Origin of the sequence: Streptomyces apricus (assembly GCF_008369065.1) — a bacterium.
Lineage (GTDB): Bacteria > Actinomycetota > Actinomycetes > Streptomycetales > Streptomycetaceae > Streptomyces > Streptomyces apricus.
Window position 1 is genome coordinate 107,660 of sequence record NZ_VDFC01000046.1, and the last position, 24,900, is coordinate 132,559.

The following is a 24,900-nucleotide window of genomic DNA, read 5'->3' on the forward strand; positions in this document are numbered from 1 at the left end:
GTCATGGAAAGGGGCGGTGCGCTTCGGCGCACCGCCCCTTTCGCGTTGCCGGGCGTCGCTGTCACCCCACCGCACGACACCCGCCTCGGCAGCCTTTGGCCGGATTGGCGCGTGACATCGGTTTCAGGACGAAATCGCCACTGTACCCAATTCAACTTGTGGCCAAACGCAGTTGGCGAACTCGGGGGTGGACGGAGCCGCTCCGGAGGAGCAGGGTGTGCTCCGGAGACGCCACCGGACGAAACCGAACGGAAACAGTTCGCACCTGTACGGACCGAAGGGAGCGGCACGCGATGACCGATCAGGTACAGCCGGAGCAGGGCCCGGGAGCGTCCGGGCCGGGGCCCGACGGAGCGGGATTCAACTACCGGGGGGCCGAACAGGAACTGATCGCCGTCGCCCGGCCCGAGGCCCAGCTGCGCGCCGGAGCCGCCGGGGTCCGTTCGGCGGCCGGCGCCGACGTGTCGGCGCTCACGATGTTCCTCAGCGACGAACAGCTCGCGCTGGAACCGCTGTTCGGCAGCGAGGAGCGGCTGCGGGCGGCGGCGCAGACGCCGGAGGCGGGCGCCGAGGCGCTGCCCGACCTGGGGCTGTTCTACCGGGTGCGCGGCGGCGAGGAGCGGGCCCAGGAGCTGCGTTCGCGGATCGCCGCGCTGCCGGAGATCGCCACGGCGTACGTGAAGCCGGCCGCCGTGCCGGCGTCGGTGGGGTCCGTCGGGCAGAGCGCCGACGAGGGCCGGCGGCAGAAGGAGGGCGCGCCCGTCACCCCCGACTTCACCAGCAGGCAGGGCTATCTGCGCCCCGCGCCCGAGGGTGTGGACGCGTACTGGGCCTGGCAGCGGCCCGGCGGGTCCGGTCAGGGCGTGACCGTGATCGACGTGGAGGGGGCCTGGCAGCTGGGCCACGAGGACCTGGCGGCGAAGCTGGCCGGCGTCGTGGTGGGCACCCCGATCCAGGACCTGGCGTGGCGCAACCACGGCACCGCCGTGATCGGTGTGATCGGCGGCGACCGCAACGAGTACGGGATCACCGGCATCGCGCCGGACAGTGTGACGGCGGCCGCGTCCTTCCACGGCGTCGGCACGGCGGCCGCGATCCACGCGGCGGCCGACCGGCTCGCCCCCGGTGACATCATCCTGGTCGAACTGCACCGTCCGGGGCCGCGGTTCGACTACCAGGAGCGGGACGACCAGCGCGGTTACGTGCCCCTCGAATGGTGGCCCGACGACTTCGCGGCCATCCGGTACACGACCGCCCGCGGCATCATCGTGGTCGAGGCGGCGGGCAACGGCGGCGAGTCGCTGGACGACGCCGTGTACGAGCGCCGCCCCGGCGAGTTCCCCGACTGGTGGCGCAACCCCTTCAACCCCTCGCACCAGTCCTCCGGCGCGGTCCTGGTCGGCGCGGGCGCACCGCCGCCCGGCACCCACGGCCGCGACCACGGCCCGGACCGCTCCCGGCTGGCCTTCTCCAACTACGGGGCCCGGGTGGACGCGCAGGGCTGGGGCCGCGAGGTCACCACGACCGGCGGCTTCTGGGACGGGCCCGGCGACCTGCAGGGCGGCGCCGAGGAGATCGCCTGGTTCACGGACACCTTCTCCGGGACCTCCTCCGCCTCCCCGGTGGTGGTCGGCGCCCTGGCCGCGCTGCAGGGCATGCTCAAGGCGGCCGGCCAGGGGGCGATGACCCCGGAGAAGGCACGGAGCGTGCTGCGGGCCACCGGTTCCCCGCAGCAGGACGCGCCGGGCCGGCCCGCGTCGCAGCGGATCGGCAGCCGGCCGGACATCAAGGCGGCGGTGGCCCACCTGCTGCCGGGCGCCGTCGGCTCCGGCCGGGCGGAACGGTACTGGGACGAACTGGTGCCCTATCCGCGTGAGCTCCCGCCCAGGATCCGGCTGTACGTGGCCGGTGCCTGGCGGAGCCTCAACAACCCGTCGCCCGAGATCCGCCAGTCGGTGCAGGCCGCCTTCGCGAGCGGCCGGCCCGACGTACGGGTCTGGTTCTCGGACGACGAGATCGTCGGCCTGGTCGTCACGGGCTGACACGACCGGCCGTCACCCGACGACCGACCGCCGATGGACGGCCGACCGTCACCGAAAGACCGACCGTCACTGAACGAGCAACTCTCGCCCAAGCAATCACCCAGGGAAGGTGGCACCCGCATGAGCACCACCCCGCAGATGAGCCAGCAGGGTCAGCAGGGCCAGCAGGGGTACGGCCAGCAGGGCTTCGGCCAGCAGCAGGGGCCGAGCACGGCGCCCCCGCAGCAGGGCCAGCAGCAGGCGTTCGGCCAGCAGCAGGGCTTCGGGCCGCAGCAGCCGTTCGGACAGCAGGGCTTCGGCCAGCAGGGATACGGGCAGCAGGGCTTCGGCCAGCAGCAGATGCCCCAGCACCTGCAGCACCAGCTCCAGCAGATGGGCCAGCAGCAGCCGTTCCAGCAGCTGCTCCAGCAGCTCGGCGGCCAGCAGCAGGGCCAGCAGGGGATCGGGCAGCAAGGGATCGGGCAGCAGCAGGGGCAGCCGCTCGTCGTGCGCAGCGCGGTCGAGGCCGCGGCGCTGACGAGCGGGGTCGCCGAGCACTTCTGGGACGTCGTCACCCCGCTGCCGGGCCAGCCGTCGATCCTCTACCTGTACATCAACCAGGCCTGGCGTCCGCTGGTGAACCCGAACCAGGTGACGCACGACGAGGTCCAGGAGGCCTTCGCCTTCGGGCAGCAGGTCATCGGGATCTACGACTCCTCGACCAACTCGGTCCAGGCCGTGATCGTCAACAAGTAGGGGCGTGACAGAGGCCCACCACGCACAGGGCGCCGGACGGGTACGACCCGTCCGGCGCCCGGCGTGCTCCGTCTAGAGGGCCACGCCCATCAGGGCGTCCACGGCGCGGGAGACGACGCCGGGGGCGCCCTCGTCCGTGCCGCCGCGCTCCGCCTGGAGCGCGGCCCAGCGGTCGACGGCCGCGAGGGCCGCCGGCGCGTCCAGGTCGTTCGCGAGGGCCGCGCGGATCTCGTCGACGAGCGCCTCGGCCGGCGGGCCGTCGGGCCGGGACACGGCCGCCCGCCAGCGCTCCAGGCGCGCGACGGCGTCCCGCAGCACCTGGTCGGTCCACTCCCAGTCGGCCCGGTAGTGGTGCGCGAGCAGGGCGAGCCGGATGGCCGCCGGGTCGACGCCGTCGCGGCGCAGCGCCGACACGAAGACCAGGTTGCCCCGGGACTTGGACATCTTCTCGCCGTCGAGCGCGACCATGCCCGCGTGTACGTACGCCTTGGCCATGGGGAACTCGCCGGTCAGCGCCTGGGCGTGGGAGGCGCCCATCTCGTGGTGCGGGAAGACCAGGTCGGAGCCGCCGCCCTGCACGTCGAAGCCCATGCCGAGGTGCTCCAGGGCGATCGCCACGCACTCGATGTGCCAGCCGGGCCGGCCGCGGCCGAGCGAGCCGCCGTCCCAGCTCGGCTCGCCCTCGCGGGCGGCCATCCACAGCATGGGGTCGAGCGGGTTCTTCTTGCCCGCGCGGTCCGGGTCGCCGCCGCGCTCGGCCGACAGCAGCCGCATGGCCGCCGCGTCGAGGTGGGAGACGCCGCCGAAGTGCGGGTCGGCCTCCACGGAGAAGTAGACGTCGCCCTCCAGCTCGTACGCGGCCCCCGAGTCCCGGAGCCGCTCGACCAGCGGGACGATCCCCGGTATGGCCTCGACGGCGCCGACGTAGTGGCGCGGGGGCAGCATCCGCAGGGCGGTCATGTCCTCGCGGAAGAGGGCGGTCTCCTGCTCGGCGAGGGCGACCCAGTCGACGTCGTCCCGTGCGGCGCGCTCCAGCAGCGGATCGTCGACGTCCGTCACGTTCTGGACGTAGTGAACCTGCCGCTTGGTGTCGAGCCACACGCGCTGAACGAGGTCGAACGCGTTGTAGGTCGCCGCGTGACCGATGTGGGTCGCGTCGTACGGGGTGATGCCGCAGACGTAGATACGGGCGACGGGACCGGGGTCGAGGGTCACGGGACCACCGGTCGCGGTGTCGTGGATCCTGAGGTCGCGGCCCTTGCCGGGCAGGGCGGGGACCTCGGAAGCGGGCCAGGCATGCATACCTTGAGACTAACCGGACGGATGTTCCGTATACGAACCGGACCAGGGCAGATGGCCTGAGAGGCACTCTTGCGCCGAGCCCCGAAGTGTGCGGTGCGCCCGTACGGATGGCAGCGGCCCGCTCACACGGGCGGCCACGGGATGGCGGGCCACTCCCCCGAGGGCTCGGGGTGCCGTCCGGAGGCCAGCAGGGCGGCCACACGGGCGCGCGTGGCGTCCAGCTCGGCCTCGGTGATCAGTTCCGCCAGGCGTGCGCCCAGCGTCCCTTCCAGGCCCTCCCTGAGCCGTTCCAGGGTCTCGACCGCCTCGGGGGTGAGCTTCTTCCCCGCCCAGCCCCACAGCAGCGTGCGCAGCTTGTTCTCGGTGTTGAAGGTGACGCCGTGGTCGATGCCGTAGAGCCGTCCCCCGGCGGCGGGCAGCAGGTGCCCGCCCTTGCGGTCGGCGTTGTTGATCACGGCGTCGAGGACGGCGAGCCTGCGCAGCCGCTCGTCGTCGGCGTGCACGAGCAGGGCGGTGCGCCCCTCGCCGACCTCGGCGAGGCCGACGGCCTTCCAGCCGTCGCCCGGTTCCTCGGCGTCGACGAGCGCGAGCAGCGCACCGCCCCCGCCGTCGTCTCCGGTTCCGTCTCCGTCGCCGGTGTCGCCCTCGCCGCTCCCGTCGCCGTCCGGCGACTCGATCCACAGCTGGCACATGCCCTCGCCGTAGGGTCCGTCGCGCAGCACCGTGGGCGGGACGAGCCCCCAGCCGGTGGCCTCGGACACCTCGTACGCGGCGACCTCGCGCTGGGCGAGGGTCCCGTCGGGGAAGTCCCACAGCGGCTGCTCGCCCGCGACGGGCTTGTAGACGCAGGCCGCCTCGCGTCCCGCGTACGAGACGTCGCAGAGCAGCACCGCGTTCGAGGCCTCACGGATGCGGCCGCGGACCGTCAGCTCGCCCTGGGTGAGCAGCTCGGCCGTGGTCACGCCTCGCGGCGGTATCCGTTCTGGCGCGGACATACGTGTCCTTCCGGGTCGAGCGGGAGACTGCACAGCGGACAGGGCGGCCGGCCGGCGTTGACGACGTCGAGGGCGCGCTTGGCGAAGGCACGGGCCTGGGCGCCGGTGAGGCGCACCCGCAGCATCGGCGGGCCGTTCTCCTCGTCCTGGAGGAGCTCCTCCTCGGCGGCGGCCAGGTCCTCCTCGGAGTYGGCGTCCAGTTCGACGAGCGCCTGCGCCTCGACGATCATGCGCTGCTCGTCACCGTCCCAGGCGAGGGCCATGGTGCCGACGCGGAACTCCTCCTCCACCGGCGTCTCCAGCGGGGCCGAGTCGGAGACCTCGGCCGGGACCACCGCGGGCACGGGGGCGCTGCCCCCGGTCCGCCGTACGACCTCGTCGAGCAGCTCGTCCATCCGTTCGGCGAGCGCCGCCACCTGCGTCTTCTCCAGGGCCACGCTCGTCACCCGCGGGCCGGAGCTGGCCTGCAGGAAGAAGGTACGGCGCCCTGGCAGCCCGACCGTGCCGGCTACGAAACGGTCCGGCGGGTCGTAGAGGAACACCTGACGGGACACGTCCTGATCTCCTGGATCGATCGACTGGTTCTGCCGTCGACTGCGGCTGCTGCTGACAACTGCTGCGCTTCTTCGACCGCTTCACCCTACTGCGGTCGACGATCACGGTGCGCCCGCACCGCCCCCGACCGCCGCGTCGCTGCCGGGCGGTTCCTCGCGCGGGGCCAGGGAGGAGAAGTCGCCGGTGTCCCCGAGCCGCACGAGAAATGGCCTCAGCCGGGTGTAACGGATCGCGGTGATGGAACACGGTTCTACGGAGATCCGCTGGAAGAGGTCCAGATGAAGACCGAGCGCGTCCGCGACGAGGGACTTGATGACGTCGCCGTGCGAGCACATGAGGTATACGGCGTCACCGCCGTGGTCGCGCTCCACGCGCGCGTTCCACTCGCGTACCGCTTCGGCGGCGCGGGTCTGCATGGCGCGCATGGACTCGCCGCCCGGGAACGCGGCGGCGGAGGGGTGCGCCTGCACGACCTCCATCAGCGGTTCGCCCGCCAGCTCGGCCAGCTTGCGCCCGGACCAGTCCCCGTAGTGGCACTCCCCGATGCGGTCGTCGGAGTGGACGCGCAGGCCGGGACGGGCGTCCAGGAGCGGCCGGACCGTTTCCTGGCAGCGCTGCAGGGGGCTGCTCACCACCTCGGCGAGCGGCAGTTCCGCGAGGCGTCCGGGCAGGGCCGCGGCCTGCGCGGCGCCGCGCTCGTCGAGGGCGACGCCGGGGGTCCACCCGGCGAGCAGCCCCGCGGTGTTGGCGGTGGAGCGTCCGTGCCGGACGAGGATCAAGGTGGGCATGCCGCCCAGCGTAGGCGCCGTACCGGGTGCGCCGGAGAATCAGTGACAGGAGAATACGCTCTGTGATCGTGGACTGTGCCATCTACCGGGACGGGCACCGGACGGAGGGGCTGGAAGACCTCTCGGACGCGCTGGAGGCCGCACGTGCCTCCGGGGACGCGTTCGTGTGGATCGGGCTGCACGAACCGACGGAGCGGGAGTTCGACCGCGTCAGCGAGGAGTTCGGGCTGCACGAGCTGGCCGTCGAGGACGCCCTCAACGCGCACCAGCGCCCGAAGCTGGAGGTGTACGACGACTCGCTGTTCGCGGTCCTGAAGCCGGTGACGTACGAGCCGGACAGCGACACGGTGTCGTCGGGCGAGCTGATGATCTTCCTCGGGGACTCCTTCGTGGTGACCGTGCGTCACGGTGAGGGCTCGCCGCTGAAGTCCGTGCGCAGCCGCCTGGAGAAGGATCCGGACATGCTCCGGCTGGGCCCGACGGCGGTGCTCTACGCGATCGCCGACGCCACCGTCGACCACTACCTGGAAGTGGCGACCGAGCTGCAGACCGACCTGGAGGAGCTGGAGGCGGAGGTGTTCTCCCCGGACGACGGCGGGTCGCGGAACATCGCGTCCCGGATCTACACCTTCAAGCGGCAGATCCAGGAGTTCCGCCGGGCCACCGGGCCGCTTTCCGTGCCGCTGAGCCGCCTCGCGGGCTCGGGCGTCCTCGGTCCCACCGTGCCCTTCGTCGACGACAAGGCCCATCCGTTCTTCCGGGACGTCAACGACCACCTGACCCGCGTCAACGAGTCGGTGGAGGCCCTGGACCGGCTGGTCTCGGACGTCCTGTCGGCGCACCTGGCGCAGATGAGCGTCCGGCAGAACGACGACATGCGCAAGATCTCCTCGTGGGCGGCCATGGCCGCGGTCCCGACGATGATCGCGGGCATCTACGGCATGAACTTCGAGCACATGCCGGAGCTGCACTGGGAGTGGTCCTACCCGGTGGTCCTGCTGGTCATGGTGGCCTTCGAGGTGCTGCTGTTCCGGCTCTTCAAGCAGCGCGGCTGGCTGTAGCCGGCCTCTGTCCGCGGACCGGCTCCACGCGCGCGTGCCGTACGTACCGGGTACGGGGCGGTACGCGCGCGTGGAGGCGGTCAGGCGAACCCGGGCGCCGCGGTCGCGGGGCCGCCCAGCGCGTCGCGCCGCTCCGGCATCGACAGCGAGACCATCCGCCGCCAGCCGAGCACCCGCTCGTACGCGTACATGGCGCGGACGCCGGTGGCGAGCAGCAGCGCCTTGGGCCGGGACCAGCCGAGGATGCGTCCCATGTGACCCATCACCGCGAGGCTGACGTCCCGGTAGATGCCGATCTCGGCGAGCGCGCACGCGCGCAGGGTGCGCTGGATGGTCCGGCCGTGGCCCTGGCGGGCGAAGCGCAGCAGCTCCTCGTGGCAGTACGCGAGGTGGTTGTCCTCGTCGTCGGAGATCATCCGCACGGCCTTGCCGATCTCGGGGTGGTCGCCGAAGTCCTTGCGGAGCATGACCATCTGGTCCGCGGCGCGCTGCTCGGTGACCCTGCTGTGGGACAGGTAGGTGACGATGTCCTCGACGGTGAGCGGCTCGTCGCGCCGCAGCCTGGCGTGCGCGAGGCCGATCCCGTGCCGCTCCAGGAGCATCGTGTAGTCGGTCGCGGGCGGGATCTCGACGGGGGTGACGCCCCGCTTCTTCATGAGGGCGTTGAAGATCCGCCCGTGCTTGTCCTCGTCCGCGCCGTGGCGGGTGATCCTGGGCGCGAGGGCGCGCTCGCTCTCCGGGACGAGCGCCGCGATCCGCGCGTTCTCCCAGCCGCCCTGGGTCTCCCCGCTGGCGGCGATGGAACAGAAGAGCCGGAAGGACTCGTCGTTGTCGATGATCTCCTGGAAGAGACTCCTGGCCGAAAGCATGTCTGCCACCTCCATGCGGGACTCCCGCCTCTGTGCGGGGCTCCGCAAAGAACGAGTCAAGTGGGCAGCCAGGGGTGCGGCAACAGCTGTGTCGGACAAATCCGCCGAACGGTGGACGCCCGGGGCATGACAGGCGCGTAACCGAGCGGGCCGTGGCGCGTTGTGCTGGGTGACGGCCGTGGCGGGGAGACCCCCGAGCCCCCACCACGGCCGCAGAACTCCTCCTGTGCCGCCTTACGCCAGTCCGGCCCGCTCCAGGGCCTCGGAGCCGGCCCGCAGCGAGGCGAGGCGGTCGTCCAGGGTGAAGCCCGCCGGGGCGAGGGTGAGCGTGGTGACGCCGGCGGCCGCGTAGGCGCTCATCCGGTCGGCGATGCGGTCGACGGAGCCGAGCAGCGTGGTCTGGTCGATGAGCTGGTGCGGGACGGCCGCCCCCGCGCCCTCCTTGTCGCCGGCCAGGTACTTGTCCTGGATCTCGGCGGCCTCCTTCTCGTAGCCCATGCGCCGGGCGAGCTGGTTGTAGAAGTTCTGCTTGCGGCTGCCCATGCCGCCCACGTAGAGGGCGGTGTAGGGGCGGAACATGTCGGCGAGCGCCGGGACGTCCTTGTCCTCGCCGAGGGCGAGCGGCACGGTCGGGCAGACGTCGAAGCCGTCCATGGTCAGGCCGGCCTTCTCGCGGCCCGCGCGCAGGTGCTTGACCGCGGTGTCCTCCAGGTGGTCCGCGGACGGGAAGATCAGCAGGGCGCCGTCGGCGATCTCGCCGGTCTGCTCCAGGTTCTTCGGGCCGATCGCCGCGATGTAGAGCGGGATGTGCTCGCGCTCCGGGTGCACGGTCAGCTTGAGCGGCTTGCCCGGGCCGTCCGGCAGCGGCAGGGTCCAGTGGGTGCCCTCGTACGACAGGCGCTCGCGGGTCATGGCCTTGCGCACGATCTCGACGTACTCGCGGGTGCGGGCCAGCGGCTTGTCGAACCTGACGCCGTACCAGCCCTCGGAGACCTGGGGTCCGGAGACGCCGAGGCCGAGGCGGAAGCGGCCGCCGGAGAGCGAGTCCAGGGTGGCGGCGGTCATCGCCGTCATCGCGGGCTGGCGGGCCGGGATCTGGAAGATGGCCGATCCGACGTCGATGCGCTCGGTCTGGGCGGCGACCCAGCTCAGCACGGTGGCCGCGTCCGAGCCGTAGGCCTCGGCGGCCCAGCAGACCGCGTACCCGAGGCGGTCGGCCTCCTTGGCCACGGCGAGGTTGTCCGCGTCCATTCCGGCACCCCAGTAGCCGAGGTTGATCCCGAGCTGCATGGCCGATTCCCCTTACTGATCAGTAACGTCCCTTGCCGGGCACCCTAGCGCGCCGCCGGGCCGAGCGGCAGGGACAGCCTCGGCGATCATGTGGCACGGGTTGTCCACAGGGCCCCACGTGGCGACTTCCGGCCAGTAATCTCAGCCCCCATGGAGCAGAGGCATCTCGGCCGCACCGGCCTGCGCGTGTCCCGCATCGGGCTCGGCACCCTCACCTGGGGCAGGGACACCGACGAGCACGACGCCGCGGACCTGTTGAAGTCCTTCTGGGAGGCGGGCGGCACGCTGGTCGACACGGCCGACGTGTACGGCGACGGGGAGGCCGAGTACATGCTCGGACAGCTCATCGCGGGACTGGTGCCGCGCCGGGACCTCGTGCTCTCCACCAAGGCGGGCAGCGTGCCCGACCCGGACCGGCGGTTCGACGGCTCCCGGGGCCACCTGCTGTCCGCGCTCGACGCCTCGCTGGCCCGCCTGGGCACCGACCACGTGGACCTGTGGCAGATCCACGCCTTCGACCCCGAGGTGCCGCTGGAGGAGACCCTGCAGGCCCTCGACATCGCTGTCAGCAGCGGCCGGGCGCGGTACGCCGGGGTGTCGAACTTCTGCGGCTGGCAGCTGGCGAAGGCCGCGACCTGGCAGCTCGCGTCCCCCGGTATACGCACGCGCCTGGCCGGTACGCAGATGGAGTACTCCCTGCTGCAGCGCGGCGTCGAGCGCGAGGTGCTGCCCGCCGCCCTGGACCTGGGCATCGGGCTCCTGCCCTCCTCGCCGCTGGGCCGGGGCGTGCTCACCGGCAAGTACCGGCACGGGACGCCCGCCGACTCGCGGGGCGCCTCGGAGCAGTTGGCGCCGTTCGTCGCGCCCTACCTGGACGACGCGGCCGGCCGCATCGTGGAGGCGGTGGCGACGGCGGCGGACGGCCTCGCGGTGACCCCGCTGCAGGTGGCCCTGGCCTGGGTCCGCGACCGGCCCGGGGTGGCCGCCCCGATCATCGGCGCGCGCAACGCGCTGCAGCTCACGGCCGCTCTGTCAGTGGAGACCCTTAGTCTTCCTGACGAGATCTGCCGGGCGCTCGACGACGTGTCGGCGCCCGTGCACCACTATCCCGATCACGACTGGAGCACGCTGTGAGCACGGAGCCGTCCGCCGCGGAGGAAGCCGAGCCCGAGGCGCCGGGCGCCGAGCCCGGGTCCGGGGGGCCCGGCACCGACGCGGGCACCCCGCCGGACGAGGGGGACACGGGGGCGGACGGTGCCGGTGCCGACGGCACCGACGGGGCCGACGCGGATGTGGACGGGACCGGTTCGGACGAGGCCAGTCCGGCCGGGGCCGACGCGGATGCGACCGGTTCGGAGGGGGCCGACGCTGATGCGGATAAGGCCGGTGCGGCGGGCGGCGGTGACGGGGCGGCCCAGTTGTCGGAGGCCGAGGCCGAGCTGGCCGCGCAGCGGGAGCTGCGCGAGCGCATCGAGCGGCGCAAGGCGGAGAAGGACGGGCCGGTCCTGGCCGGGACGGCGCTGAGCGGGAAGGCCGCCGACCTGCTCGCGGCCGTGCGGGCGGTGGAGAGCGGGGAGAAGCCCGCGAAGGGTGTCTTCAGCGATCCGGAGCCGGCGCCGCGCAGGGTCGCGCCCGAGCCGGTGCGCCAGCCGCGGCCCGTGCCGTCCGGGGCCCCGGCGTCGATGACCTCCGAGTCCGTCGAGGCCGTGCGCGCCGTGCTCGTCCGGGGCGGCGCCCCGGAGGCGCTGGCACCGCAGGCCGCCGCCACCCTCGGGGAGGGCGCCGACGGGCAGCTGCGGGAGGACCCCTGGCTGCTGCTCCGCGTGGCCGGGGTGCGGCCCGAGCAGGCCGACGGGTTCGCCCGGGCCCTGCTGGGCCAGGAGGCGGCCCCGGACGACGAGCGGCGGGGCCGCGCCGTCACGGTGTGGCTCCTCGAACAGGCCGCGCTCGCGGGGCACACCGCCCTGGAGGCCGCGGCGCTGCAGGCGGCGCTCGCGCAGCGGTCGGTGCCCGACCCCGACGCCGCCGTGCAGAGCGCCCTGGCCGAGGGCGACGCCCTGGTCTTCCAGGACGCGCTGGACGAGCCCGGCACGCCGCCGGCTCCCCGGCGCCCCGAGGACACGGCCGGCGGGGAGGGGGACACCGAGGACGGGGCGGAAGATGCGCGTCCGGTGCGCGTCCTCATCGGCCTGGAGCGGTACGCGCTCGCCGAGGAGAGCCTCGCCGACGGGCTGGCCCGGCTGATGAACTCCCTGCCCAAGGAGGACGGCGCGGCAGCCGCCTGGGAACCGGCCGCGACGAGCTCGGCSGCCGAGCTGGTCCGGGCGGTCGCCGGTCACGGCCTCGTCCTGCACACCGGCGGGGAGGCGTCCCGCGCCGAGKGCGTGGCGCTGGTCACGGCCGCCGCGACCCTCGGGCTGCGGGTGTGCGTCGCCGCCCACCATCCGGACGGCCGCCGCCGGTTCGCCGGTGCCCTCACCGGCGCGCTCGCCGGTGCGCGGGAGGCCGCGGCCGCCACGGATCCGCCGGGCTCCGGGGAGCGGAACGACGCCTCCGTGGTCACCGTCGCCGGTCTGCTCTCCGGCGAGGAGGGCCCCGGCCGGGACCGGGACGGCCTGCTCCTGACCGACCTGCTGGTCGTGCTCGACGCACCGCAGCTGGACGTCGAGAGCGCGGCGATGCTGGCCGAGTCGCTGCCCGACGGGGCCCGTCTCGTGCTGAGCGGGGACCCCGGTGTGCTGTGGTCGGCGGGGCCGGGGCGGGTCTTCGCGGACCTGCTGGCCGCGCGGGTGTGCCCGCAGATCGCCTCACGGACCCCGGACCCGGGTCCCGTCGGCGAGCTGGTCTCGGGCATCGGCATCGGCGAGCTGAACCAGGTCGAGGCGCCGGGCAAGGAGGTGGTGATCATTCCGGTGCGCGACGCCGGGGAGGCGGTCCACCGCACCGTGCAGCTGGTCGCCGACTCGGTGCCGCGCGCGATCGGCGTCCCGGCCGAGCAGACCCAGGTGATCACCCCGGGCCACGGCGGGGCGGCGGGCACCCGCGTGCTCAACGCGGCACTGAAGGAGCGGCTCAACCCGGGGCCCGGCCGTTTCGGCGGCTTCGACCCGGACGACCGGATCGTGTACACCGCCGCGCCGGGCCGTTCCGTCCCCGGCCGGGTGGTGGGGGCCGACGCCGCCGGGCTGCACCTGGAGTGCGCGGGCGCGCCCGTCGTCGTACCGAAGGAGCGGGTGGAGCAGACCGTGCGGCACGGCTGGGCGCTCACCGCCCACCAGTGCGTCGGCATCCGCTGGCCCGCCGCGGTGGTGGTGCTGCCGGGAGACGCCGCGCAGGCGCTGTCCCGCCCGTGGGTGTACACGGCCTTCGGCCGCGCCGCCCAGCACCTGTCGGTGGTCCACGGCGTGGACCAGGCCCTGCCGCGCGCGGTGGCGGAGGTGGCCGCCAAGCCCCGTACGACGCGGCTGCCCGCCCTGCTCAGGGCCCAGGTCCCGGCGCCGGCACCGGCCTGAGCCGGCCCGTGTGGCTCGTGCAGGGCTGAGCGCGCAGTTCCCCGCGCCCCCGAAGGGGCGCGGGGTCCGTCAGCGGTCCGCGTCCTGCTCCTTCGGTTCCAGGTCCAGGTCCAGGTCCTCGTCCTCGTCGAGGGCGAGCGCGATCTCCGGCAGGACGGCGTCCCGTACGTCGTCCTCGATGTCGTCCTCCGCTTCGTCGTCGAAGACCGCGCTGACGTCGAAGCGGCACACCACCTGGTGGCTGTCGGCCTGGTCGAACGGGGCCTCCAGCCACTCCCCCGGCTCGGCCGGTTCGTCGGAGGCGGTCACCCACAGCGTCGAGTCGCCCTCTTCGAGGCCGAACTCCTTGTGCCGGGAGGCGATCTCGTCGGGCTCGAACTCCCCGAAGAGGACGCCGAGCGCGCCGTGCACGGTCCCGGAGGCGGCGTCGAAGCCCTCCGTGACGGCGCCGGCCTCCTCCACCGCCTCGACCCGCTGGGCCTGCGCGAGCAGCCGCTGAGGCTCCACCACCGCGTAGTCCCGGCGGATGAGCACGCTCAGCGCGTTGGGCTCGTCGGGACCGGTGTACGGGGGCAGGGCGTCCTCGGAACCGGGGATCTCGAAGGGGGTGACCTCGTCGTAGCGGTCGTAGAGGAGTTCGTCGTACTCCTCGGCGGCCGCCGCCAGCTCGTTGAACGCCTCGTAGACGGCCGGGTCGTCCTCACCCGACCTGCGCTCCACGGCCGCCAGGTGGCGGTCGAGCGCGGTCTTGACCGCCTCGGCGGCGGCGCGTACCTCGGCAGCGGTGGGCTGCGCAGCATCAGACATAGTGCAGACGCTATCCGTACCGGGCCTTCGCACGCACAATAGATGCGATGCCGGAATACGAATTTGTGAACGTGTATGTGCCGCGCGGGGTCTCCCGCAAGGAAGCGGCACGCCTGCTGACCGACCACGCCGAGTACGGACACTGGGAGCTGGACCGCCTCAGCCTGCACCGGGACGGCAGCCGCAGGGTGCGGTTGCGGCGACGGATCATCCGTCAGGTGCGGGCCACCTGGTGACACCGGACGACTGAGCCGGTGGGGCCCCGCGCCCGCGGGACCCCACCGTCCTCGACCGGCCGGGGGGTCGGTTCCCCGCCCCCGGGCCCCTTCGTCATGCCGGTCGCCGTGCCGGATCAGACCGACGCGCGTGCCTTGCGGTAGAGCACGGCGCCCGCCAGCAGCGCGCCCGCGCCGACCGGCAGGGCGAGGCCGAGCGGCAGCTCGCTGCCGGTCTGCGCGAGGTGTCCCGTGACGTCGGTCCGGCCCGCGGTGTGGGCACCGGCCACGTCCGCGTGCGAGCCGGACGCGCGCCCTCCGTGGGACCCCGCGGACCCGGCGGATCCGCCGGCCCCGTCCGGTCCGTCCGTCCGCCCCTGGTCACCGGGTGTGCCGGGTTCGCCCGGTTCGCCCGAGGGGCCGGAGTCGCCCGGCCGTCCCGGCTTCCCGGGCTCATGCGGTCCGCCGTGGCCGGGCCGCGTCGTCCCGTGGCCGCCGCCGGTGTTCCCGCAGGAGTTGCCGGTGGCCGTGTTGCCGGCGCCGCCGACGTCGATGCTGTTGCCGCAGACGTTGACCGGCACGTCCACCGGGATCTCCACGTGGTTGCCGGAGCCCACGCCGGACGACTGCGCCGCGTGGCCACCGGCTTGCGAGCCGCCGCCCGGTCCGTGGTGCGAGCCGCCGTTGCCGTGGTGGCCGGACCCGTTCCCCCGGTCGCCGCACTTGTTGCCGACCGACGGGTTGAGCACCCCGACCACGTTCACGGTGTTGCCGCAGACGTTGACCGGCGCGTGCACCGGCGCCTGTACCGAGTTGCCGGAGAGTACGCCCGGGGAGCCCGAAGCGGTGCCGTGCGCCCCCGAGTCGGCGTGCGCGTAACCACCGGTGGCCGCCAGGACACCGGTGGCCGCCGCCACCGTCATCAGGCCTTTGCGGGTGACCTGTCGCATAGCTGTTCCCTGCCTCGTGAACCATGTCGCTTCAGAAATACGCACACGCCGTACGCGCGTGCGCCGAATTCGAAAGGTCCGCGGCCCCGGAGCGCATGGCGTGCGCTCCGGGGCCGCGGACTCAGGACCTCATATCCTCGGGCCTCACTGGGACAGGCCCTCATGAGGTGAGCACGACGTCAGTGGTTGACGCAGGTGTTGCCGAAGGCGGGGTTCAGCAGCCCGATCACGGAGACCGTGTTGCCGCAGACGTTCACCGGCACGTGGACGGGCACCTGGACGACGTTGCCCGAGAGCACGCCGGGGGAGCCCGCCGCAGCACCCTGCGCACCGGCATCGGCCGTAGCGACGCCCGCGCCGACGAGAACGAGGCCACCCGTGGCAGCGACAGCGGCGACGATCTTCTTGATCATTGTTCCTCCTTGTTGGCAAATGTGATCCCAGCCGCGGATCACATCAGCAGTAACGAGGAGGGAGTAATAGGGCTACGAGCTTATGAGCGCATTCACTCTTCTCAGGAGACTCCGTACGCGCTGCCGATTATTGGAGTGTCATTTCAGCGGTCCGGTCCAGGACGGACGGTTCAGGACGGTTCAGATTCAGGACGGTTCAGATTCAGGACGCCTCGATGAAGCGGTCCAGGACGCGCACGCCGAACTTGAGGGCGTCGACCGGCACCCGCTCGTCGACGCCGTGGAACATCCCGGCGAAGTCCAGCTCCGGCGGCAGCTTCAGCGGGGCGAAGCCGAAGCAGCGGATGCCGAGGTCGTCGAAGGACTTGGCGTCGGTGCCGGCGGAGAGCATGTACGGGACGGCGCGGGCGATCGGGTCCTCGGCGACCAGCGCGGTCTGCATGGCGTCCACCAGGGCCCCGTCGAAGGTGGTCTCCAGCGCCTTGTCCGCGTGCACGTCCTCGCGCTTCACATGCGGGCCGAGGATGCGGTCCAGGTCGGCGAGGAACTCCTCCTCGTACCCCGGCAGGTAGCGGGCGTCGACGTGCGCGGTGGCCTGGCCCGGGATCACGTTCACCTTGTAGCCCGCGCCCAGCTGGGTCGGGTTGGCGGTGTTCTGGAGCGAGGCGCCGATGAGCTTGGCGATGCCGCCGAGCTTGGCGAGCGTCGCGTCCATGTCCTCCGGGTCCAACTCGGTGCCGAGGGCGTCGCCCAGCTCGTCCAGGAAGTGCCGCAGGGTCTTCGTCACGCGCACCGGGAACTTGTGCCGGCCGAGCCGGCCGACCGCCTCGGACAGCTCGGTGATCGCGTTGTCCTTGTGGATCATCGAGCCGTGCCCGGCGGTGCCGTCCACGGTCAGCTTCATCCAGTGCATGCCCTTCTGGGCGGTCTCCACGAGGTACAGCCGCAGGTCCTCGTTGACCGTGAAGGAGAACCCGCCGACCTCGCCGATCGCCTCCGTGACCCCTTCGAAGAGGTCGGGGTGCTTCGTGACGAGGTGCTTGGCGCCGAACGTGCCGCCCGCCTCCTCGTCCGCCAGGAAGGCCAGCACGAGGTCCCGCGGGGGCTTGCGGCCGCTGCGCACCCGGTCGCGTACGACCGCGAGGGTCATCGCGTCCATGTCCTTCATGTCGACCGCGCCGCGGCCCCACACGCAGCCGTCGGCGATCTCGCCGGAGAACGGGTGGTGCGTCCAGTCCTGGGCGTTGGCCGGTACGACGTCCGTGTGGCCGTGGATGAGCAGGCCGGGCCGCGAGCGGTCCTCCCCCTCGATCCGGACCACCGTGGAGGCGCGGCCCCGGTGCGACTCGAAGATCTGCGGTTCCAGACCCACCTCGGCGAGCTTCTCGGCGACGTACTCGGCGGCCTTGCGCTCACCCGGTCCCGAGTGGTCGCCGTAGTTGCTCGTGTCGATCCGGATCAGCTCGCGGCAGAGGTCGACGACCTCGTCCTCACCCTTGATGCTCCTGGTCGTGTCCTGCTCGCTCACGCTGCTTCCTCCCACGGTCACTGCTGGTGGTCCCCTTCATCCTCTCTCCCCGGTCATCCCCGCCCAAGGGCGGACCACGCCCGTCACACGCCGTTCACGCCCGGGCGCCGGGGCGACGCCCGGTGATCGGAGGATCTGGAAAGCCTGGTAATGTTTCCTTCGTCGCCGCGAGGGGAACCCCGCGCGACAGACACCTTGTCCGGGTGGCGGAATGGCAGACGCGCTAGCTTGAGGTGCTAGTGCCCTTTATCGGGCGTGGGGGTTCAAGTCCCCCCTCGGACACCGGCTGAGACCCCACTTCACGTGGGGTCTTTTGCGTTTCCCGCCCACGACGGCTCGGTCGCGGGCGCCCAGGTGCCCGGCCGGCCTTCGGCTCCGTGTTTCCGGCTCGTGTGGGGCATGTCTCGTCGTGGTGGTGTACCTCCATGTCAGGGAGGTGCGGGGGTCGGCTTGAGGGCCCCGTACGGGGTCGTCCGCGTCGCCGAGGTGCGGGGCCGGGGCTAGCGTCGTACTAAAATTCCACGCTTGTTCGGAGCCGACCGGAATATCCCCGGGCATACCTGTGGGTCCGCACGCTCCCCCGGCCCGGCCGGGAACGACATGTGAGGACCCGATGGCAGCCCTCCAGCAAGGCCCCGCGTTCGAGTTGTCCGACGACGAGGTACGGGCCGAGTTCGGCGACCGGGCACGTTTCTCCGCCTCCTGCGCGCCCTCCCCGCGCACGCTCGTCGACATCCTCGACGCCTCCGTGCGGGCGTATCCCGACGAGCCCGCCCTCGACGACGGCCGTCGCAGTCTCACGTACCGCGAACTGGCCGTGGAGGTGGAGGCGTTGCGGCGGCGGCTCGGTGACGCCGGGGTCGGGCTCGGGGACCGGGTCGGCGTACGCGTGCCCTCGGGGACCAACGAGCTGTACGTCGCCGTCCTCGCCGTGCTGGCCGCCGGCGCCGCCTACGTGCCGGTGGACGCCGAGGACCCGGACGAGCGGGCCGAGCTGGTCTTCGGCGAGGCGGGCGTCCGCGCCGTCGTCGGGGCCGGGCACGCGCTGACCGTCGAGGGGCGCAGCGAGGTGCCCGCCGCGCGGCCCGGGGTCGGGCACGACGCGTGGATCATCTTCACCTCCGGGTCGACCGGCCGGCCCAAGGGCGTGGCCGTCAGCCACCGCAGCGCCGCCGCCTTCGTGGACGCCGAGGCGAACCTCTTCCTCACCGAGGACCCGATCGGGCCCGGCGACCGCGTCATGGCCGGGCTGTCCGTGGCCTTCGACGCGTCCTGCGAGGAGATGTGGCTGGCCTGGCGGTACGGGGCCTGCCTGGTGCCCGTGCCGCGCTCCCAGGTGCGCAGCGGCGCCGACCTGGGGCCCTGGCTGGTCGAGCAGGAGATCAGCGTCGTCTCCACCGTGCCGACGCTGGCCGCCCTGTGGGAGCCGGAGGCGCTCGACGAGGTGCGGCTGCTGATCTTCGGTGGTGAGGCCTGCCCGCCCGAGCTGGTGCAGCGTCTGGTCACCGAGGGACGTGAGGTGTGGAACACCTACGGGCCCACCGAGGCCACCGTCGTGGCCTGCGCCTCGCTGATGACCGGCGAGGAGCCGGTCCGGATCGGGCTGCCGCTGGACGGCTGGGAGCTGGCCGTCGTCGACGAGGCGGGCGAGCCCGTCGCGATGGGCGGCAGCGGCCAGCTCGTGATCGGCGGGGTCGGGCTCGCCCGCTACCTCGACCCGGAGAAGGACGCCGAGAAGTACGCCCCGCTGGAGTCGCTGGGCTGGGAGCGCGCGTACCGCAGCGGCGACCTGGTCCGGGCCGAACCGGAAGGGCTGGTCTTCCTCGGGCGGGCCGACGAGCAGATCAAGCTCGGCGGGCGCCGGATCGAGCTGGGGGAGGTGGACACCGCTCTCCAGGGGCTGCCCGGCGTCGCGGGCGCCGCGGCCGCCGTGCGGACCGCGCGCGGCGGCAACCAGCTGCTCGTCGGCTATGTCGTGCTCCAGGACGATCCTCAGGACGGTTCCCAGGACGAGGGCACCCAGGACGGCGACGACACCACCGGCACGGACGGGGTCCCAGGCCGCTGGGATCACGCCGCCGCCGTCGAGAGGCTGCGGGCCGCGCTGCCCGCGGCCCTCGTGCCACTGCTCGCGCCCGTGCCCGAGCTGCCGACCCGCACCTCCGGCAAGGTCGACCGCGACGCGCTGCCCTGGCCGCTGGAGAACCTGGACACGGGCGGCCCGGCCGAGCAGCTCTACGGGACCGAGGCGTGGCTCGCCGAGCAGTGGAGCGAGGTGCTCGGCATCCCGGTGGGCTCCGCCCGGGACGACTTCTTCGCGATCGGCGGCGGCAGCCTCGCCGCCGCCCAGCTCACCACCAGGCTGCGCGCCCGCTACCCGAGCGCCGCCGTGCTGGACGTCTACCAGCAGCCGGTGCTGCGCAAGCTCGCCCGGCACCTGGAGCGGTCCGCGCAGGGCGACGGCGCCGGACGGCCGGTCGCGCCGGTGCCGCTGCGGGCCAAGGTCGTGCAACTGCTGGTGCTCGTCCCCCTGTTCGCGCTGCTCGGGCTGCGCTGGACGGTGGCGCTGGCCGCGCTCGGCAACGTGCTGCACCGGTTCGGGGCGTACCCGTGGGCGCCGACCGCCTCCTGGTGGCTGGTCGGCCCGCTGGCCGTGCTGCTGTTCAGTCCGCCCGGGCGGCTCGCGATCGGGGCCGGTGGGGCGCGGCTGTTGCTGAGGAAGGTGACGCCCGGGCGTCATCCGCGCGGCGGGAGCGTGCACCTGCGGCTGTGGACGGCGGAGCGGCTCGCCGAGTTCAGCGGGGCGACCTCGCTGACCGGGTCCTGGCTGGAGCGGTACGCGCGGGCGCTGGGCGCCAAGGTCGGGCCCGACGTCGACCTGCACTCGCTGCCGCCCGTGACCGGCATGCTCAAGCTGGGCCGCGGCGCCGCCGTGGAGTCCGAGGTGGACCTGTCGGGGTACTGGCTGGACGGCGACCGCCTGGAGATCGGCCCGGTCAAGGTCGGCGCGCACGCCGTCGTCGGCACCCGGAGCATGCTCTTCCCCGGCGCCCGCGTGGGCAAGCGGGCCGAGGTGGCCCCCGGTTCGGCCGTCTCCGGGCAGGTCCCGACCGGTCAGCGGTGGGCCGGCGCGCCCGCGGTCAAATTGGGAAAGGCGAAGCGGGACTGGCCCAAGGAGCGCCCGCGGAAGGGCACGTACTGGCGTGCCATGTACGGGGCGACCGGGTTCGCGCTGTCGGTGCTGCCGCTGGTCGCGGGGCTGGCCGCGTTGTTGGTGGCGGGCGTCTTCGTGGCGCCGGACGCCGGACTCGCGGACGCACTGCGCGGCGCCGCGGTGGCGCTGGTGCCGGCGACCCTCGCCTTCGGTCTGGCGTACGCGCTGCTCCTGCTGGCCGCCGTGCGGCTGCTCTCCCTCGGGCTGCGGCCGGGCACCCATCCGACGCACAGCAGGACCGGCTGGCAGGCCTGGACGGTCACCCAGCTGATGGACCGCTCCCGCGAGACGCTGTTCCCGCTGTACGCGGGGCTGGTCACGCCGGTGTGGCTGCGGCTGCTCGGGATGCGGATCGGGCGGGGCGCCGAGGTGTCCACGGTGCTGGCGCTGCCGAGCCTGACGACGGTCGGCGAGGGCGCGTTCCTGGCCGACGACACGCTGACCGCGCCGTACGAGCTCGGCGGCGGCTGGATGCGGATCGGGCGGGCGCAGATCGGGCGCCGGGCCTTCCTCGGGAACTCCGGGATGACCGCGCCGGGCCGCTCGGTGCCGGACGGCGGCCTGGTCGGGGTGCTGTCCGCGACGCCGAAGAAGGCCAAGAAGGGCAGCTCGTACCTGGGGCTGCCGCCGGTGAAACTGCCGCGCTCGGCGCAGGGCGGCGACCAGAGCCTGACGTACGACCCGCCGGTGCGGCTGCTGTGGGCGCGCGGGCTGGTCGAGCTGTGCCGGATCGTGCCCGTCCTGTGCTCGGCGGCGCTCGCCGTGCTGACGGTCGCGGCGCTGAGCGCGCTCGGGGCGTGGGCCTGGGCGCTCGCCGGGGTCGTGCTGCTGGGCGCGGGGGCGGCGGCGGGGCTGCTGTCCGTGGCCGCGAAGTGGCTGCTGGTGGGACGGCACCGGACCGGTGAGCACCCGCTGTGGAGCGGTTTCGTGTGGCGCAACGAGCTGGCCGACACCTTCGTCGAGGTGGTCGCCGTGCCGTGGCTGGCCGGGAACGTGCCGGGCACGCCGCTGATGAACCTGTGGCTGCGCGGGCTCGGCGCGCGGATCGGCCGGGGGACGTGGGTGGAGAGCTACTGGCTGCCGGAGGCGGACCTGGTGACGCTGGAGGACGCGGCGACGGTCAACCGCGGCTGCGTGCTGCAGACCCACCTCTTCCACGACCGGATCTTGCGGACGGATACTGTTGTCCTCCGTGAGGGCGCCACCCTGGGCCCGGGCGGGATCGTCCTGCCCGGCAGCACCGTCGGGGCGCGCAGCACACTGGGACCCGCGTCCCTCGTCATGGCGGCGGAGTCCGTCCCCGACGACACCCGCTGGCTCGGCAACCCGATCGAGGCGTGGCGTCCCTAGCCGCGGCCCCGTACGGCGTCCGGGGAGGAACACGGTCGGTACGCGGTACGGGCACAGCGCAGGGAGCGGACATTTCAGTGGTTCAGCAGACAGTGGGAGCGGATCCGTACTTCCCGGGGAACGGCGACGCCCGCTACCGGGTGCACCGGTACGAACTCGCCCTGGACTACCGTCCGGGACCCAACCGGCTGTCCGGCACCGCACGCCTCAACGCCATAGCGGGCCGTGCGCCGCTCGCCGAGTTCCAGCTGAACCTCGCCGACTTCCGGATCGGCCGGGTCCGGGTCGACGGGCGGGCCCCGCACTACACGCACCGCGGCGGCCGGCTGCGGATCCGCCCGGCGAAGCCGCTGCGGGCCGGGGCCGCGTTCACCGTGGAGGTCCACTGGTCGGGCAATCCCCGGCCGGTGCGCAGCCCGTGGGGCGGGATCGGCTGGGAGGAGCTGGAGGACGGGGCGCTGGTGGCGAGCCAGCCGGTGGGCGCGCCGTCCTGGTACCCGTGCAACGACCGGCCCGCCGACAAGGCCTCGTACCAGATCGCGGTCACCACGCCGTCGGCGTACGCGGTGGTGGCGGGCGGGCGGCTGCTGACGCGCACGCCGAAGGCGTCCACGACGACCTGGGTGTACGAGCAGCCGGCGCCCACGCCGAGTTATCTGGTCGGGCTGTCGATCGGCAAGTACCAGACCGTGCTGCTCGGCGACCCGGGGCCCGGCGGGGTGCCGCAGACCGGGCACATCCCGGCGCGGCTGCTGACCGAGTTCTCGCGGGACTTCGCGCGCCAGCCGGCGATGATGACGCTGTTCGAGGAGCTGTTCGGGCCGTATCCGTTCGGTGAGTACGCGGTGGTCGTCACCGAGGAGGAGCTCGACGTCCCCGTGGAGGCGCAGGGGCTCTCGCTGTTCGGCGCCAACCACGTGGACGGGGCGCGGGGGTCGGAGCGGCTGGTGGCGCACGAGCTGGCGCACCAGTGGTTCGGCAACAGCGTCAGCATCGCCGACTGGCGGCACATCTGGCTGAACGAGGGGTTCGCGAAGTACGCGGAGTGGCTGTGGTCCGAGCGGTCGGGCGGGCCCTCGGCGCAGACGCTCGCGGCCGCCGCGCACCGGGGGCTGGCCGGGCAGCCGCAGGACCTGCGGCTGGCGGACCCCGGGCGCAAGCTGATGTTCGACGACCGGCTGTACGAGCGGGGCGGGCTGGTGCTGCACGCCGTGCGGTGTGCGCTGGGGGGTGGGGGCTGGTCGCGCAGTTCCCCGCGCCCCTAAAAGATTGCGCCGTTCCCCGCGCCCCTTGAAAGCGGCAAGCTCGCGCCGTTCCCCGCGACCCCAAAGACAAAAGATTGCGCCGTTCCCCGCGCCCCTTGAGAGCGACAGCCTCGCGCCGCCAAACGGCAGAATGGGGGGCATGGTTCGACGTGGGTCGTCTTTTTGTGGGTGTGGGCTGGCCGTGGTGTACGCGGAGTGTTGTGGGCGGTTTCATCGGGGGGAGGGCGGGGCGCCCACTGCCGAGGCGTTGATGCGGTCGCGGTACTGCGCGTTCGTGCGGCAGGACGGGGCGTACCTGCTGCGCACCTGGCATCCGCGCACCCGTCCGGCCCGGCTGGACCTGGACCCCACGACCCGCTGGACCGGGCTGGAGATCCTGGACACGACGCAGGGCACGGCCTTCCACACCACCGGCACCGTGACCTTCCGGGCGTCCTACCCCGGAGGCTCCCTGCACGAGTGCAGCCGTTTCGAGCGGCTGGACGGTGCCTGGGTCTACGTGGACGGTGACGTCTCCTAGGACCGGGCCGAGCCAGGGCCGGGGCTAGGGCTCCGGGCTGAGGACGTCCAGTTCCTCCAGCGCGCCCAGCACGATCTCCCGCGTCAGCGACTCCGCGCGCACCGTGTCCCCCGCCCGGACCGCCTCGGCGACCTGCACGTGCAGGGTGACCGCCTCCGGGGCGGGGTCCTCGAACATGACCTGGTGGTGCGTGCGGCCCGTCAGGACCTCCGCCACGACGTCCCCGAGGCGCGCGAACATCTCGTTGCCGGACGCGTTCAGGATGATCCGGTGGAAGGCCACGTCGTGGAAGAGGTACCCCTCAAGGCGGTGCCCGCGCGAGTTGGCCACCATGCCGAGCGCGCACTCGGTGAGCTCGGCGCACTGCTCGGCGGTGGCGTACTTCGCGGCAAGGCCCGCCGCGACGGGCTCCACCGCGCACCGGAGCACGGTCAGCGAGCGCAGCTGCCGGGGCCGGTCGGCGCCGGCCAGCCGCCACCGGATGACCTGCGGGTCGTAGACGTTCCACCGGTCGGTGGGCAGGACGGTCACCCCGACCCGCCGCCGGGACTCCACGAGGTGCATCGACTCCAGGACCCGTACCGCCTCGCGCATCACGGACCGTGACACCTCGAAACGCTGCGCCAGTTCGTCAGTGCGCAGGACGCTGCCCGGAGGGTACTCGCCCGCCGTGATCGAGGGGCCGAGGCTCTCCAGTACGTGGCCGTGCAGCCCCCGGCCCGGTGTGCTCATGCGTTCAGGGTACGAGGAGAAGAGGGCCATCAAAAAGTCAGACTTATATGTCACAGAGTCTTGAATTCGTCTGACCTATGGGTTTCAGTGTCGTGACGGATGCTGCGCCCGACGTCCCTTCGGCGCCGGCACTCGGCGCCGACCATCCGATGTCGAAGAAGACAGCGAGGCAGCAATGACCACCCCCCATGTCGTCGTGGTGATGGGCGTGGCAGGCACGGGCAAGACCACCATCGGGCCCCTGCTCGCCGGCCGGCTCGGCGTCCCCTACGCCGAGGCCGACGACTTCCACCCGCCGGCCAACATCGCCAAGATGACGGCCGGGACCCCGCTCACCGACGAGGACCGCCGGCCCTGGCTGGACGCCATCGGCGACTGGGCCCAGGGGCGGGCCGGCCTCGGCGGCGTGGTCAGCTGCTCCGCGCTGAAGCGCGCCTACCGGGACCGGATCAGGTCAGCCGCCCCCGACGTCGTCTTCGTCCACCTCACCGGTGACCGCGCGCTCATCGGGGAGCGGATGGCGCAGCGCAAGGGCCACTTCATGCCCACGGCGCTGCTGGACTCCCAGTTCGCGACCCTCCAGCCGCTCCAGGAGGACGAGACGGGGGTCGCCGTGGACGTCGGCGGCACGCCGTACGAGATCACCGAACGGGCCGTGACCGCGCTGCACGGCCTGGGCGACCCGGGCGACCCGGGCGACCCGGGCGACCGGAACGGCCAGAACGGCCAGAACGACCGGTAAGCCCTCGCGCTTCTC

At 73.1% G+C, this 24,900-nt stretch carries 21 protein-coding genes and 1 tRNA gene; 11 read left to right on the forward strand and 11 right to left on the reverse strand.

Annotation, left to right across the window (positions count from 1 at the left end; all coding sequences use genetic code 11):
* The first annotated feature begins 293 nt into the window (after positions 1 to 293).
* A complete protein-coding gene (locus FGF04_RS20550) occupies positions 294 to 2,042 on the forward strand; it encodes a S8 family peptidase (RefSeq protein ID WP_149512783.1) in 1,749 nt (582 codons plus the stop codon).
* 120 nt (positions 2,043 to 2,162) lie between these two features.
* Positions 2,163 to 2,777 (forward strand): hypothetical protein, encoded by a 615-nt coding sequence (locus FGF04_RS20555; protein WP_149512784.1) that lies wholly within the window; start codon positions 2,163 to 2,165, stop codon positions 2,775 to 2,777.
* A 72-nt stretch (positions 2,778 to 2,849) separates the two neighbouring features.
* On the opposite strand, the gene mshC is transcribed toward FGF04_RS20555, so the two are convergent.
* The 4 genes from mshC to FGF04_RS20575 all read right to left on the reverse strand — a co-directional run bounded on the left by mshC (position 2,850) and on the right by FGF04_RS20575 (position 6,417).
* A complete protein-coding gene (mshC, locus tag FGF04_RS20560; protein WP_149512785.1) occupies positions 2,850 to 4,079 on the reverse strand; it encodes a cysteine--1-D-myo-inosityl 2-amino-2-deoxy-alpha-D-glucopyranoside ligase in 1,230 nt (409 codons plus the stop codon).
* Positions 4,080 to 4,201: 122 nt separating this feature from the next.
* Positions 4,202 to 5,074, reverse strand: a complete 873-nt coding sequence (locus tag FGF04_RS20565) for an SCO1664 family protein (RefSeq protein ID WP_188114157.1) — start codon at positions 5,072 to 5,074, stop codon at positions 4,202 to 4,204.
* Entirely contained in the window at positions 5,038 to 5,628 is a 591-nt protein-coding gene (locus FGF04_RS20570) for a DUF3090 domain-containing protein (RefSeq protein WP_149512787.1), read from the reverse strand. Before FGF04_RS20570 ends, FGF04_RS20565 begins: the two co-directional genes overlap by 37 nt.
* Positions 5,629 to 5,730: 102 nt before the next feature.
* A complete protein-coding gene (locus tag FGF04_RS20575) occupies positions 5,731 to 6,417 on the reverse strand; it encodes a histidine phosphatase family protein (RefSeq protein WP_149512788.1) in 687 nt (228 codons plus the stop codon).
* A 62-nt stretch (positions 6,418 to 6,479) separates the two neighbouring features.
* Between FGF04_RS20575 and corA the strand changes: the two genes are divergently transcribed.
* Positions 6,480 to 7,478, forward strand: coding sequence for a magnesium/cobalt transporter CorA (gene corA / locus FGF04_RS20580; RefSeq protein ID WP_188114158.1), 999 nt, complete (start codon positions 6,480 to 6,482; stop codon positions 7,476 to 7,478).
* A gap of 80 nt (positions 7,479 to 7,558) precedes the next feature.
* On the opposite strand, the gene FGF04_RS20585 is transcribed toward corA, so the two are convergent.
* Both FGF04_RS20585 and FGF04_RS20590 read right to left on the reverse strand, forming a co-directional pair.
* Positions 7,559 to 8,347 (reverse strand): ferritin-like domain-containing protein, encoded by a 789-nt coding sequence (locus FGF04_RS20585; protein ID WP_149512789.1) that lies wholly within the window; start codon positions 8,345 to 8,347, stop codon positions 7,559 to 7,561.
* A 234-nt stretch (positions 8,348 to 8,581) separates the two neighbouring features.
* Positions 8,582 to 9,637, reverse strand: a complete 1,056-nt coding sequence (locus FGF04_RS20590) for an LLM class F420-dependent oxidoreductase (RefSeq protein ID WP_149512790.1) — start codon at positions 9,635 to 9,637, stop codon at positions 8,582 to 8,584.
* Between the two features lie 150 nt (positions 9,638 to 9,787).
* On the opposite strand from FGF04_RS20590, the gene FGF04_RS20595 reads away from it, so the two are divergent.
* Together FGF04_RS20595 and FGF04_RS20600 are read left to right on the forward strand one after the other, a co-directional pair.
* The gene (locus FGF04_RS20595; RefSeq protein ID WP_149512791.1) at positions 9,788 to 10,771 is read left to right on the forward strand and encodes an aldo/keto reductase; all 984 of its coding nucleotides are present in this window, start codon (positions 9,788 to 9,790) and stop codon (positions 10,769 to 10,771) included.
* A complete protein-coding gene (locus tag FGF04_RS20600; RefSeq protein WP_188114159.1) occupies positions 10,768 to 13,149 on the forward strand; it encodes a helix-hairpin-helix domain-containing protein in 2,382 nt (793 codons plus the stop codon). Before FGF04_RS20595 ends, FGF04_RS20600 begins: the two co-directional genes overlap by 4 nt.
* Before the next feature lie 69 nt (positions 13,150 to 13,218).
* Here FGF04_RS20600 and FGF04_RS20605 read toward each other — a convergent pair whose 3' ends face one another.
* Complete coding sequence (locus FGF04_RS20605; protein ID WP_149512792.1) at positions 13,219 to 13,956, reverse strand: hypothetical protein; 738 nt, start codon at positions 13,954 to 13,956, stop codon at positions 13,219 to 13,221.
* A gap of 47 nt (positions 13,957 to 14,003) precedes the next feature.
* Here FGF04_RS20605 and FGF04_RS20610 point away from each other — a divergent pair, with 47 nt between their 5' ends.
* Positions 14,004 to 14,192, forward strand: a complete 189-nt coding sequence (locus FGF04_RS20610) for a DUF5703 family protein (protein WP_149512793.1) — start codon at positions 14,004 to 14,006, stop codon at positions 14,190 to 14,192.
* Positions 14,193 to 14,308: 116 nt separating this feature from the next.
* Here FGF04_RS20610 and FGF04_RS41865 read toward each other — a convergent pair whose 3' ends face one another.
* The 3 genes from FGF04_RS41865 to FGF04_RS20625 form a co-directional block, all read right to left on the reverse strand.
* Entirely contained in the window at positions 14,309 to 15,121 is an 813-nt protein-coding gene (locus tag FGF04_RS41865; RefSeq protein WP_149512794.1) for a chaplin, read from the reverse strand.
* A gap of 179 nt (positions 15,122 to 15,300) precedes the next feature.
* A complete protein-coding gene (locus FGF04_RS20620) occupies positions 15,301 to 15,534 on the reverse strand; it encodes a chaplin (RefSeq protein WP_149512795.1) in 234 nt (77 codons plus the stop codon).
* Positions 15,535 to 15,736: 202 nt separating this feature from the next.
* Complete coding sequence (locus tag FGF04_RS20625; RefSeq protein ID WP_149512796.1) at positions 15,737 to 17,062, reverse strand: M20/M25/M40 family metallo-hydrolase; 1,326 nt, start codon at positions 17,060 to 17,062, stop codon at positions 15,737 to 15,739.
* Between the two features lie 197 nt (positions 17,063 to 17,259).
* Here FGF04_RS20625 and FGF04_RS20630 point away from each other — a divergent pair.
* The 4 genes from FGF04_RS20630 (at position 17,260) to FGF04_RS20645 (ending at position 23,411) form a co-directional block, all read left to right on the forward strand.
* Positions 17,260 to 17,344: transfer RNA gene (locus FGF04_RS20630), tRNA-Leu, on the forward strand.
* Positions 17,345 to 17,675: 331 nt separating this feature from the next.
* Entirely contained in the window at positions 17,676 to 21,626 is a 3,951-nt protein-coding gene (locus FGF04_RS20635; RefSeq protein WP_149512797.1) for a Pls/PosA family non-ribosomal peptide synthetase, read from the forward strand.
* Positions 21,627 to 21,703: 77 nt separating this feature from the next.
* Positions 21,704 to 22,891, forward strand: coding sequence for a M1 family metallopeptidase (locus FGF04_RS20640; RefSeq protein ID WP_235882424.1), 1,188 nt, complete (start codon positions 21,704 to 21,706; stop codon positions 22,889 to 22,891).
* 139 nt (positions 22,892 to 23,030) lie between these two features.
* Positions 23,031 to 23,411 (forward strand): YchJ family protein, encoded by a 381-nt coding sequence (locus FGF04_RS20645; RefSeq protein WP_149512798.1) that lies wholly within the window; start codon positions 23,031 to 23,033, stop codon positions 23,409 to 23,411.
* A gap of 24 nt (positions 23,412 to 23,435) precedes the next feature.
* On the opposite strand, the gene FGF04_RS20650 is transcribed toward FGF04_RS20645, so the two are convergent.
* On the reverse strand, positions 23,436 to 24,143 hold the full coding sequence (locus tag FGF04_RS20650; RefSeq protein ID WP_149512799.1) for a FadR/GntR family transcriptional regulator: 708 nt from the start codon (positions 24,141 to 24,143) through the stop codon (positions 23,436 to 23,438).
* 175 nt (positions 24,144 to 24,318) lie between these two features.
* On the opposite strand from FGF04_RS20650, the gene FGF04_RS20655 reads away from it, so the two are divergent.
* Positions 24,319 to 24,885 carry a gluconokinase gene (locus FGF04_RS20655; protein WP_149512800.1) on the forward strand — a complete coding sequence of 189 codons (567 nt, stop codon included), beginning with the start codon at positions 24,319 to 24,321 and terminating at the stop codon, positions 24,883 to 24,885.
* Positions 24,886 to 24,900 lie beyond the last annotated feature (15 nt).